The sequence below is a fragment of the Thioalkalivibrio sp. ALE19 genome (assembly GCF_000428605.1).
Lineage (GTDB): Bacteria > Pseudomonadota > Gammaproteobacteria > Ectothiorhodospirales > Ectothiorhodospiraceae > Thioalkalivibrio.
Genome location: NZ_AUAG01000001.1, coordinates 201,028 through 213,384, shown reverse-complemented (window position 1 = coordinate 213,384; position 12,357 = coordinate 201,028). Strand labels below are relative to the sequence as shown.

Here is a 12,357-nt window from a genome sequence, read left to right as displayed (position 1 = left end):
GGGTCACCGGTCGCGGAGGAGAACGATGAGCGAAAGCGAAGAGCGCGTCGAGGCGGTGATCGTCCAGCTGGAAGCAGGCTCGATCCTGCTGCCGCGCAGTGCGCTCCTGGAGGTCACCACGCGACCCGGTTCCAGCCTTCAGGAAGACGAGGTGTCGGCCGAACTGCCGTGGCTGGCGGCGCCCCTGACCTGGAACGAGCTGCAGATCCCGGTGATCAACGTCAACCACTTGCTGGATCCGGCGCGTGACACCGGTGAGGACCACCGCAGATTCACGCGTCTGCTGGTCCTGCAGGGTGCCGATGAACCGGACAGCCTGCCGTATTACGCCCTGGAGGTGCGGGGGACACCGCACCCGGTGCGCATCACGCCGCAGAACATCTTCGCCCTGGAGGGTGTGGAGACCACGCCGTGGTCATGGCGGGTCAAGGCATCGGGCGTGACTACGCACCTGTTGCGGCTGGATACGATCGAAGCCCGTCTGCGGGAGCTGCCGCAAGGTGGCCCGCGAGAGCGGGCGGCCGGTTCAGGGACGACAGCGGATACGCCTGTGGGCTGAAGGGCCGCGTCAGCCGTCCGCGTCCGGCGGCTCGAGATCGCCGAAGCGCCACTGAACCAGAGTCAGCATCGCCATGGCCGCGGTTTCGGTGCGCAGGGTGCGTGGCCCGGTGCGGACCGGAAGGAAACCACTGTCCCGCGCGAGGTCGCGTTCCGCATCCGTCAGCCCCCCTTCCGGGCCCACCAGGAGGCTGGCGCTGTCGGGTCCGGAGGCCTCGTTTGATGCAATGGCCTGGGAGAGCGGGACACCGGCCTCGTCGGCCAGCAGGGCCAGGTCGCCACCCCCGGGTTCGGGGGTCTCGCCTGCCCGTATCTCGTCGGGCTCGCAGACCGCTTCCAGCACCGGCAGCTCGTTGCGGCCGCACTGCTCCGCGGCCGCCGCAATGACCCCCCGCCAGTGACTCTGGCGCCGGTCCAGACCCTTGTGCCCGCCGGCCGAACGACTGCGTTCGCACAAGACGGGCCGGATCCGCGACACGCCCAGTTCCACTGCCTTCTGCAGGGCGAGGTCCATGTGATCGCCGCGCGCGATGCCCTGCCACAGGGTGACCGGAAAGCGCGGGGTGGTAGGTTCGGCGGCGCGCTCTGCCAGATGAAAAACGCCCGCCCGGCGACCGGTGGTCTCCAGGCGGGCGTCGAATTCATTGCCGCGACCGTCGAATACCCGGCACGCGGCGCCGTCTTTCAGCCGGAGAACCCGGGTGGCGTAATGCAGCCGATCCTCCGGTGCCGGCAGACGCAGCCCCGCCGCGAGATCGGCATTCTCGATCAGCAGACGGGGACAGCGCATGGTCAGCGACGGTTGTCGAGGTCCAGGTCCTTCCAGATCTGCTCGGTCGGGCCGGCCTGGTTCATGGAGTAGAAATGGATGCCCGGGGCGCCTTTCTCCAGCAGCTCGTCGGTCAGACGGGTAGCCACCTCGATACCGAATTTGCGGATGGAATCCTTGTCGTCCCCGTAGGCCTCCATGCGCTTGCGGATGTAGCGCGGGATTTCCGCCCCGCACATCTCGGAGAAGCGCATGATCTGGGTGTAGTTGGTGATCGGCATGATGCCCGGGATGATCGGGATGGTGATGCCCATCGCCTCCACCCGCTCCATGAACGCGACGTACGCATCCACGTTGTAGAAATACTGGGTGATCGCGGTATTCGCGCCGGCGTCCACCTTGGTCTTGAAGTTTTCCAGGTCCTTCTCGGCGCTGGGGGCCTGCGGATGGAATTCCGGATAGGCTGCCACTTCCAGCTTGAACTGGTCACCGAACTCGGCGCGTACGAATTCGACCAGCTCCGAGGCGTAACGGAAATCACCACCGGAATGCTTGGTGCCGGACGGCAGGTCGCCACGCAGCGCCACGATGCGGTCCACGCCGATGTCGCGGTAGGCGTTCAGCAGGTCGCGCAGTTCGTCCTTCGTGGACGAGATGCAGGAGACGTGCGGGGCGGCCGGGATGCCATCGTTCTGGATGATGTCCTTGACCGTCTCGAGGGTGCGGTCACGGGTCGAACCGCCGGCGCCGAAGGTGACGGAGTAGAACTCCGGCTTGAGGGCGCCCAGACGCTTGCGGGCCTTGGCCAGGCGTTCGGCGCCGGCATCGTCCTTGGGCGGGAAGAATTCAACGCTGAAGACGCGTTCCTGATTGCTCATTGCTTGTCCTCCAGACAAAAAGAAGGCGGACCGCACGAGTATGCGGCCCGCCCGGGCTGTCACACAGTCAGTTGACTAATGTGAGGCTGGCCGATCAGTAGCGGTAGTGTTCCGGCTTGAACGGACCATCCACCGACATGCCCAGGTACTGCGCCTGGTCGTCGGTCAGGCGCGTCAGGTTCGCGCCCAGCTTCTTCAGGTGCAGGTTCGCGACCTTCTCGTCCAGATGCTTCGGCAGGATGTAGACCTGCTTGTCGTACTCCGAGCCCTTGTTCCAGAGCTCGATCTGCGCCAGCGTCTGGTTGGTGAACGAGTTGGACATCACGAAGGACGGGTGGCCCGTGCCGCAGCCCAGGTTCACCAGACGGCCTTCGGCCAGCATCAGGATGCGGTTGCCGTTCGGCAGGATGATGTGGTCAACCTGCGGCTTGATGTTGTCCCACTCGTACTTGCGCATCGAGGCGACGTCGATCTCGGAGTCGAAGTGGCCGATGTTGCAGACGATGGCCTGGTCCTTCATCCGGGTCATGTGATCTTCGGTGATCACGTCCTTGTTGCCCGTGGCGGTGATGAAGATGTCGGCCTTGTCGGCGGCTTCGTCCATCGTCACGACGCGGAAGCCTTCCATCGCGGCCTGCAGGGCGCAGATCGGGTCGATCTCGGTGACCCACACGGTGGAGCCGAGACCACGCAGCGACTGGGCGGCACCCTTGCCGACGTCACCGTAGCCGGCGACCACGGAGATCTTGCCCGCGATCATCACGTCGGTGGCGCGCTTGATGGAGTCCACGGTGGACTCGCGGCAGCCGTACAGGTTGTCGAACTTGGACTTGGTGACCGAGTCGTTGACGTTGATGGCGGGGAAGGCCAGCTCGCCGGTCTTCGCCATCTGGTACAGACGGTGCACGCCGGTGGTGGTCTCTTCGGTCACGCCGTGGATCTTGGACAGCATGTCCGAGTACCAGGTCGGCTGCTCGGCCAGGCGTTCCTTGATCTTGGCGAACAGGGCCACTTCTTCTTCGTGCTCGGGGTTTTCCAGCACGGAGGCATCCTTCTCGGCGCGGGCACCCAGGTGCAGCAGCAGGGTCGCGTCGCCACCGTCGTCCAGGATCATGTTGGCACCGCCATCGAATTCGAAGATGCGGTGGCAGTAGTCCCAGTACTCTTCCAGGGTCTCACCCTTCACGGCGAAGACCGGCGTGCCGTTGTCGGCGATGGCCGCGGCAGCGTGGTCCTGCGTGGAGTAGATGTTGCAGGAGGCCCAGCGGACCTCGGCACCCAGCGCTTCCAGGGTCTGGATCAGCACGGCGGTCTGGATGGTCATGTGCAGGGAGCCGGCGATCTTGGCGCCCTTCAGCGGCTGGGAGGCCGCGTACTCTTCGCGAGTCTGGATCAGACCGGGCATTTCGGTCTCGGCGATCGCGATTTCCTTGCGGCCGAACTCGGCCTGGTTGATGTCCTTGACGACGTAGTCGCCCGATTTCTTGGCATCCATCACAGCATTCATGGTGTTACTTCTCCGTTGGTCTGGATGAGCGCCGTGTTACTTCAGGGGAACATCCGGCTGAGCCTGACGGTGGAACCGCTGCAGCGCTCCTCAGCCGGATGGGTGTTTCGCTTACGAAATATGGACTCTTAGAGTCCGGCGGCCTTCTTGAGTTCCTCGGCCTTGTCGGTGCGCTCCCAGGGGAGGTCGACGTCTTCGCGGCCGAAGTGGCCGTAGGCGGCGGTCGCCTTGTAGATCGGACGCAGCAGATCCATCATCTGGACCAGGCCCCACGGACGCAGGTCGAAGATGTCACGGACCAGCGTCTCGATGCGACGGTCGTCGATCTTGCCGGTGCCGAAGGTGTCGATGGTGATCGAGGTCGGGTCGGCCACGCCGATGGCGTAGGAGACCTGGATCTCGCACTTGTCGGCCAGGCCGGCGGCGACGACGTTCTTGGCCACGTAGCGGCCGGCGTAAGCAGCGGAGCGGTCCACCTTGGACGGGTCCTTGCCGGAGAACGCACCGCCACCGTGGCGGGCCATGCCGCCGTAGGTGTCGACGATGATCTTGCGACCGGTCAGGCCGGCATCGCCCACCGGGCCGCCGATCTCGAACTTGCCGGTCGGGTTGATGTGGATCTGGTCATCGGAGACCTGGCTGAGCCACTCGGCCGGCAGGACCTTCTTGAAGATCTCTTCATAGATGGCTTCCTGCAGGTCCTTCTGGGAGATCTCCGGGCTGTGCTGGGTGGACAGCACGACCGCGTCCAGGCCGGCCGGCTTGCCGTCTTCATAGCGCAGGGAGACCTGGCTCTTGGCGTCCGGGCGCAGCCACGGCAGCTTGCCGCTCTTCATCAGCTCGGACTGGATGCGCACCATCTTGTGGGCGTAGAAGATCGGGGCGGGCATCAGGGTATCGGTTTCGCGCGCGGCGTAGCCGAACATCAGGCCCTGGTCACCGGCGCCCTGGGTGGCGCGGTCGGAGACGTCGCGGTCCACGCCCATGGCGATGTCCTGGGACTGCTCGCCCAGCACGTTCAGCACGGCGCAGGTGTTGCCGTCGAAGCCCTTGTGGGAATCGTCGTAGCCGATCTCGCAGACGGTCTCGCGCACCAGGCGCTCGTAATCGATCTGCGCGCCGGTGGTGATCTCGCCCAGCAGCATGACCATGCCGGTCTTGGTGGCGGTTTCACACGCGATGCGGGCGTGCGGGTCCTGCTCGATGATGGCGTCGACGATGGTGTCGGAGACCAGGTCGGCCATCTTGTCGGGGTGACCCGCAGAGACCGATTCCGAGGTGAAGATGTAGTTGGACATTAAGCGTTCCTTTTCTGTCGTTTCGATTTAGTTTTGCGCAAAACGACCGCTAGTGTAACGCGACTCGCCGGGAATTTCTAAGCCCCCCTGTCGGCGGAACCCACGAGCCCCGGCTGCGGGGGTGTCGGCGATCCGCGCCGGCGCGCCCGCTGCGGCGCGTCGGGACGCGACTTGCCCCGCTGGTTGAAAGTGGCCAAAATGCTCCGCCGTCACTGGGGTTGTGCGGCCTTGCCCGCCCGTTGTCCGGTCCGCCCGGCGCGCCTTGATGCTGCAGCGCCGGAGCCGCGAGACCGGTTCCCGCCCCGGCCAGAATCTTTCATCACTTGAGCAGGAGACCCGCATGCCCACCCGTAGAGAGCTTGCCAATGCCATCCGCGCCCTTTCCATGGACGCGGTCCAGAAGGCCAATTCCGGTCACCCGGGGGCCCCGATGGGGATGGCGGACATCGCCGAGGTGCTGTGGAACGACTACATGCAGCACAACCCGGCGAACCCGGACTGGGCCGACCGCGACCGTTTCGTGATGTCCAACGGCCACGGTTCGATGCTGGTGTACTCGCTGCTGCACCTCACCGGCTACGACCTGCCGATGGACGAGATCAAGCAGTTCCGGCAGCTGCATTCGCAGACACCGGGGCACCCCGAGTACGGCTATACCGCAGGCGTCGAGACCACCACCGGCCCGCTGGGTCAGGGCGTGTCCAACGCCGTGGGCATGGCGCTGGCCGAGAAGGTCATGGCCTCCCACTTCAACCGTCCGGGCCACGAGATCGTCGATCACAACACCTATGTGTTCCTCGGTGACGGCTGCCTGATGGAAGGCGTCTCGCACGAGGCCTGCGCGCTGGCCGGCACCCTGGGCCTGGGCAAGCTGGTCGCGTTCTGGGATGACAACGGCATCTCCATCGACGGCGAGGTCGAAGGCTGGTTCACCGACGACACCCCGTCCCGCTTCGAGGCCTATGGCTGGCACGTGGTGCGCGACGTGGACGGCCATGACGCCGATGCGGTCAAGGCCGCGATCGAGCAGGCCCGCAAGGAAACCGGCAAGCCGACCCTGGTCTGCTGCCGCACCGTGATCGGCTTTGGTTCCCCGAACAAGTCCGGCAAGGAAGAGTGCCACGGCGCTGCCCTGGGCGATGACGAAGTCGCGCTGACCCGCAAGGAGCTGGGCTGGAACCACGCCCCGTTCGAGATCCCGAACGATATCTACGCCGGCTGGGATGCGAAGGACAAGGGCGCGAAGGCCGAGGCCGAATGGAAGGAACGCTTCGAGGCGTATCGCAAGGCGCACCCCGAACTGGCCGCCGAATTCGAACGCCGCATGGCCGGCGACCTGCCCTCCGACTGGACCGAGAAGGCCACGGCTTTCATCAAGGAAACCGTCGAGAAGGCCGAGAAGACCGCCACGCGCAAGGCGTCGCAGGCGACCATCGGTGGCTATGCCCCGGCGCTGCCGGAACTGCTGGGCGGCTCCGCCGACCTGGCGGGCTCCAACCTGACCATGTACAGCGGCTCGAAGCCCGTTTCGAAGGAAGACGCCGCCGGCAACTACGTGTACTACGGCGTGCGCGAGTTCGGCATGGCCGCGATCATGAACGGCATTGCGCTGCACGGCGGGTTCATCCCGTACGGCGGCACCTTCCTGATCTTCTCGGACTATGCGCGTAACGGCATCCGCATGTCCGCGCTGATGAAGCAGCGCGTGATGTACGTGCTGACGCACGATTCCATCGGCCTTGGCGAGGACGGCCCGACCCACCAGCCGATCGAACAGACCCCGAGCCTGCGCCTGATCCCCAACCTGAACGTGTGGCGCCCCTGTGACGCGGTCGAGACCGCGGTGGCCTGGAAGGCCGGTGTCGAGCGCACCGACGGGCCGTCCGCGTTCATCCTGTCGCGCCAGGGCATGCCGCACATGGAGCGCGACGGCGAGCAGCTCGCCAACATCGCGCGCGGTGGCTACGTGCTGAAGGACTGCGACGGCACCCCGGATCTGATCTTCATCGCGACCGGTTCCGAGGTCGAGCTGGCGGTGCAGGCGGCCGAGACGCTGGCCGGCGAGGGCAAGAAGGCGCGCGTCGTGTCCATGCCCTGCGTGGAACTGTTCGAACAGCAGGATCCGGCCTACCGCGAATCCGTGCTGCCGTCCGCCGTGCGCAAGCGCGTGGCCGTGGAAGCCGGCGCCACCGCGGGCTGGTACAAGTTCACCGGCATGGACGGCGCGGTGTTCGGCATGGACTGCTTCGGCGAATCCGCCCCGGGCGGTGCGCTGTTCGATTACTTCGGCTTCAAGCCGGAGAATGTCGCGCAGATCGCCCGCGACGTGCTGAACGGCTGAGCCCCGACGATTTTCAATAAGAGCTGAAAGAGGAGACTCCCATGGCTATCAAGGTTGGTATCAACGGTTTCGGCCGCATCGGCCGCATGGCCTTCCGCGCCATCGCCCAGGACTTCCCCAACCTGCAGGTGGTCGGCATCAATGACCTGCTGGATCCGGAATACCTGGCCTACATGCTGCGCTACGATTCGGTCCACGGCCGCTTCGAAGGCGACATCAGTGTCGAGGGCAACGACCTGGTCGTGAACGGCAACCGCATCCGCCTGACCGCGGAGAAGGATCCGGCCGCCCTGAAGTGGGGCGACATCGGCGCCGACGTGGTGATCGAGTCCACCGGCCTGTTCCTGACCGGCGAGACCGCGCAGAAGCATCTGGACGCCGGCGCCAAGAAGGTCGTGATGTCCGCCCCGTCCAAGGACGACACCCCGATGTTCGTCTACGGCGTGAACCACGGCGACTACAGCGGCCAGAACATGGTTTCCGCCGCTTCCTGCACCACCAACGCCCTGGCGCCGGTGGCCAAGGTCCTGCACGACAACTGGGGCATCAAGCGCGGCCTGATGACCACCGTACACGCCGCCACCGCCACGCAGAAGACCGTCGACGGCCCGTCCATGAAGGACTGGCGCGGCGGCCGCGGCATCCTGGAGAACATCATCCCGTCCTCCACCGGTGCCGCCAAGGCCGTGGGCAAGGTGCTGACCGAGCTGAACGGCAAGCTGACCGGCATGGCCTTCCGTGTGCCCACCTCCGACGTGTCGGTGGTCGACCTGACCGCCGAACTCAATGGCGAGGCCGACTACAAGGCCGTGTGCGAGGCCATGAAGAAGGCCTCCGAGGGCGAGCTGAAGGGCGTTCTGGGCTACACCGAGGACCTGGTGGTCTCCACCGACTTCCGCGGCTACACCGCCCCGTCGGTGTTCGATGCCGGCGCCGGCATCCAGCTGGACTCGACGTTCGTGAAGGTCGTGGCCTGGTACGACAACGAGTACGGCTACACCTGCAACATGCTCCGCATGGTGGAGCACGTCGCCCAATAAGACCTGCGGGGAGTCCGCCGGGGCGCGTGCCGCTCCCGGCGGCGTCCCACCAGAGTCTTGGGCGCAGCTTCCCCGTAGGGGAGGCTGCACCGAAGGCTTTTTTCGTTCCAACCTTTTTCGCGAGGTATTCCATGTCCGTCACCAAGATGACCGATCTCGATCTGCAGGGTCGCCGCGTGCTCGTGCGCCAGGACCTGAACGTCCCCGTCAAGGACGGCAAGGTCACGTCCGATGCGCGTATCCGCGCGAGTCTCGAGACCGTGCAGAAGGCCCTGGAAGGCGGCGCCGGCGTGATGCTGATGTCGCATCTGGGTCGGCCCACCGAGGGCGAATTCTCCGAGGAGGATTCCCTGGCCCCGGTCGCCGAGCACATGGGGCAGCTGCTCGGCCGCGAAGTGCGTCTGGTGCGGGATTATCTCGACGGGGTGGAGATCCAGCCCGGCGAGGTGGTGATGCTCGAAAACGTCCGTTTCAACAAGGGCGAGAAGAAGGATGACGAGGCGCTGGCGAAGAAGTACGCCGCGCTGTGCGACGTCTACGTGATGGACGCCTTCGGTACTGCTCACCGCGCCCAGGCCTCCACCCACGGGGCCGGCAAGTTCGCGCCGCAGGCCTGCGCCGGTCCGCTGCTGGCCCGCGAACTGGAAGCCCTGAGCAAGGCGCTGGATAACCCGAAGCGCCCGCTGGTCGCGATCGTCGGCGGCTCCAAGGTCTCGACCAAGCTGACCGTGCTGGAGTCCCTGTCCAAGGTCGTGGACCAGCTGATCGTGGGGGGCGGCATCGCCAACACCTTCATCGCGGCCCAGGGCCATGATGTCGGCAACTCGCTGTACGAGGCCGATCTGGTCGACGAATCGAAGCGACTGATGGAAGCCGCGCGCGCCAAGGGCGGCGAGATCCCGGTGCCGACCGACGTCACCGTGGGCAAGGAGTTTTCCGACAGCACGCCGGCGGAGACCAAGTCGGTGGACGCGATCGGCGCCGACGACATGATCTTCGACGTGGGTCCGGAGACCGCCTCCACCTACGCGGAAGCCCTGCGCAATGCCGGCACCATCGTCTGGAACGGCCCGGTGGGCGTGTTCGAGTTCGATCAGTTCGCCGCGGGCACGCGGGCCCTGGGCGAGGCGATCGCGGAAAGCGATGCCTTCTCCATTGCCGGCGGTGGCGACACCCTGGCGGCGATCGACAAATACGATCTCTCCGAGCGCATCAGCTACATCTCCACCGGCGGCGGCGCCTTCCTCGAGTTCCTGGAAGGCAAGACGCTGCCGGCCGTGGCGATGCTCGAGGAGCGGGCAAAGGGCTGAACGGCCTTGAACGCCACGCCATCCAACATCGGAGAGCCCCGCGTGAGACGCACCAAGATCGTAGCCACCCTTGGCCCCGCGACCGACAGTGACGAAGCCATGGATGCCATCATCCAGGCCGGCGTCGATGTCGTGCGCGTCAACTTCTCGCACGGGGATCCGGATGACCACCGTGCCCGCGTGCAGCGACTGCGCGCGGCCGCCGAACGTGCCCATCGCGTGGTCGGCGTGCTGGGCGACCTTCAGGGGCCCAAGATCCGCATCGAGCGCTTCGCCAATGGCAAGGTGCACCTGGAAGAAGGCGCACCGTTCGCGCTGGACGCGGACCTGGGCCGCGACGACGGTGACGACACCCAGGTCGGCCTGACCTACACCGACCTGCCGAAGGACGTACGCCCGGATGACATCCTGCTGCTGGATGACGGCCGCATCGTGCTCAAGGTGACCGCAGTCGCGGCGAGCCGGGTCGAAACCGAGGTCGTGGTCGGCGGCGAGCTGTCCAACAACAAGGGCATCAATCGCCAGGGGGGTGGCCTGTCCGCCCCGGCGATCACCGACAAGGATCGCGAGGACATCCGCCTGGCGGCTGAACTGGAGGTGGACTATCTGGCGGTGTCGTTTCCGCGCTCGGCGCAGGACATCCACCTGGCCCGCGGGCTCCTGAAGGAGGCCGGCTGGGAGGCCGGGATCTGCGCCAAGATCGAGCGTTCCGAGGCCCTGGACGTGATCGACGAGATCATCTCGGCGACCGAGGTGATCATGATCGCGCGCGGGGATCTCGGGGTGGAGATCGGCGACGCCGAACTGCCCGGGGTGCAGAAGACCCTGATCTCGCGGGCGCGCGCCCTCAACCGGCTGGTCATCACCGCGACCCAGATGATGGAGACCATGATCCAGAATCCGATCCCCACGCGGGCGGAGGTCTTCGACGTGGCCAACGCGGTGCTGGATGGCACCGACGCGGTGATGCTGTCCGGCGAGACCGCAACCGGACGCTATCCCGGACGGGTGGTCTCCAGCATGGACCGGATCTGCGAAGCCGCGGAGCGCCAGCGTGCCGCGCGGCAGTCGGACCACCGCATGGACTCCACCTTCGGACGCGTGGACGAGGCGATCGCGATGGCCACCATGTACACGGCCAACCACCTGGACGTGCAGGCGATCGCGGCGCTCACGGAGTCCGGCGCCACCGCCCTGTGGATGTCGCGGATCAGTTCCGGGATCCCGATTTACGCGCTGACCCGGCGCATGGACACCAGTCGGCGCATGAGCCTGTACCGCGGTGTCTACCCGGTGTATGTTGACTCGCTGCCGGAGAGCCACGAGAGCCTGAACCGCGAAGCGGTCAACTTGCTCCAGGCCGAGGGGGTCGTGCAGGATGGCCAGCTGGTCATAATCACCAAGGGCGACCTGCAGGGTGCCCATGGCGGCACCAACGCAATGAAAATCGTCCGGGCCGGCGAAGTCGCCTGACGGCGACCGTCACCCGGACGTCCAGTTCCCAACCTGAAGTGCGAATCCCGTAAGGAGGAACCATGGCACTGATCTCGCTTCGCCAGCTGCTGGACCATGCCGCCGAGCATGGCTACGGCATGCCGGCCTACAACGCCAACAACATGGAACAGATCCATTCGATCATGGAGGCCGCGAAGGAAGTGGACTCCCCCGTGATCATCCAGGCGTCCGCCGGTGCGCGGAAGTACGCCGGTGAGCCCTTCCTGCGCCGCATGATCGAGGCGGCTGCCGAGCAGTATCCGGACATCCCGATCGCGCTGCACCAGGACCACGGCGCCGAGCCGGCGGTGTGCCTGCGTTCCATCCAGTCGGGCTTCACCTCGGTGATGATGGACGGCTCCCTGATGCCCGACATGAAGACCCCGTCGACCTACGACTACAACGTCGACGTGACCGCCAAGGTCTCCGAGATGGCTCACTCCTGCGGTGTGTCGGTGGAAGGCGAGCTGGGCTGCCTGGGCTCCCTGGAAACCGGCCAGGCCGGCGAGGAAGACGGTTCCGGCGCCGAAGGCACGCTGTCCCACGACCAGCTGCTGACCGACCCGGACGAGGCCGCGGACTTCGTCAAGAAGACCAAGTGCGACGCCCTGGCCATCGCCATTGGCACCTCGCACGGCGCCTACAAGTTCACCCGTCCGCCGACCGGTGACATCCTGGCGATCGAGCGCATCAAGGAGATCCATGCCCGGATCCCGGACACCCACCTGGTGATGCACGGCTCCTCCTCGGTGCCCGAGGAATGGCTGAAGATCATCAACCAGTACGGCGGTGACATGGGCGAGACCTACGGCGTGCCGGTCAAGGAGATCCAGGAAGGCATCAAGCACGGCGTGCGCAAGGTCAACATCGACACCGACCTGCGCATGGCGTCAACCGGTGCGGTGCGCAAGTTCCTGGCCGAGAACCCGAAGGAATTCGATCCGCGCAAGTTCCTGAAGGCCTCCACCGCCGGCATGAAGGACGTCTGCAAGCAGCGTTACGAAGCCTTCGGCTGCGCCGGGATGGCGTCCAAGATCAAGCCGATGTCGCTGGACGACATGGTTGCCCGCTACAACAACGGCGAGCTGGATCCGAAGATCAACTGATCTCGCGATCCGCGCACGGATGCACGAAAAAGGGGGCTTCGGCCCCCTTTTTTTGT

General features: G+C 65.8%; 10 protein-coding genes and 1 riboswitch. Of the genes, 6 read left to right on the top strand and 4 right to left on the bottom strand.

Features of this window, described 5'->3' with window-relative positions; translation table 11 throughout:
- Positions 1-25: 25 nt before the first annotated feature.
- Complete coding sequence (locus F787_RS0101080; protein ID WP_028491052.1) at positions 26-559, top strand: hypothetical protein; 534 nt, start codon at positions 26-28, stop codon at positions 557-559.
- A 9-nt stretch (positions 560-568) separates the two neighbouring features.
- On the opposite strand, the gene F787_RS0101075 is transcribed toward F787_RS0101080, so the two are convergent.
- The 4 genes from F787_RS0101075 to metK form a co-directional block, all read right to left on the bottom strand.
- A complete protein-coding gene (locus F787_RS0101075; protein ID WP_028491051.1) occupies positions 569-1,348 on the bottom strand; it encodes a 16S rRNA (uracil(1498)-N(3))-methyltransferase in 780 nt (259 codons plus the stop codon).
- 2 nt (positions 1,349-1,350) lie between these two features.
- Entirely contained in the window at positions 1,351-2,205 is an 855-nt protein-coding gene (gene metF, locus F787_RS0101070) for a methylenetetrahydrofolate reductase [NAD(P)H] (protein WP_018869694.1), read from the bottom strand.
- Positions 2,206-2,299: 94 nt separating this feature from the next.
- The gene (gene ahcY / locus F787_RS0101065) at positions 2,300-3,712 is read right to left on the bottom strand and encodes an adenosylhomocysteinase (protein WP_018869695.1); all 1,413 of its coding nucleotides are present in this window, start codon (positions 3,710-3,712) and stop codon (positions 2,300-2,302) included.
- Between the two features lie 19 nt (positions 3,713-3,731).
- Positions 3,732-3,810, bottom strand: a riboswitch (S-adenosyl-L-homocysteine riboswitch).
- A 30-nt stretch (positions 3,811-3,840) separates the two neighbouring features.
- Positions 3,841-5,010 (bottom strand): methionine adenosyltransferase, encoded by a 1,170-nt coding sequence (metK, locus tag F787_RS0101060; protein WP_018947551.1) that lies wholly within the window; start codon positions 5,008-5,010, stop codon positions 3,841-3,843.
- A gap of 340 nt (positions 5,011-5,350) precedes the next feature.
- Between metK and tkt the strand changes: the two genes are divergently transcribed.
- The 5 genes from tkt (at position 5,351) to fba (ending at position 12,301) form a co-directional block, all read left to right on the top strand.
- Positions 5,351-7,351: a transketolase gene (gene tkt, locus F787_RS0101055; RefSeq protein WP_018869697.1), complete on the top strand. Its 2,001-nt coding sequence runs from the start codon at positions 5,351-5,353 to the stop codon at positions 7,349-7,351.
- A gap of 41 nt (positions 7,352-7,392) precedes the next feature.
- Positions 7,393-8,391: a type I glyceraldehyde-3-phosphate dehydrogenase gene (gene gap, locus F787_RS0101050; RefSeq protein ID WP_019022692.1), complete on the top strand. Its 999-nt coding sequence runs from the start codon at positions 7,393-7,395 to the stop codon at positions 8,389-8,391.
- A 131-nt stretch (positions 8,392-8,522) separates the two neighbouring features.
- Positions 8,523-9,701 (top strand): phosphoglycerate kinase, encoded by a 1,179-nt coding sequence (locus F787_RS0101045; protein ID WP_019589039.1) that lies wholly within the window; start codon positions 8,523-8,525, stop codon positions 9,699-9,701.
- Positions 9,702-9,743: 42 nt separating this feature from the next.
- Entirely contained in the window at positions 9,744-11,174 is a 1,431-nt protein-coding gene (gene pyk, locus F787_RS0101040; RefSeq protein WP_018869700.1) for a pyruvate kinase, read from the top strand.
- A 62-nt stretch (positions 11,175-11,236) separates the two neighbouring features.
- Positions 11,237-12,301, top strand: coding sequence for a class II fructose-bisphosphate aldolase (gene fba, locus F787_RS0101035; RefSeq protein ID WP_028491050.1), 1,065 nt, complete (start codon positions 11,237-11,239; stop codon positions 12,299-12,301).
- Positions 12,302-12,357 lie beyond the last annotated feature (56 nt).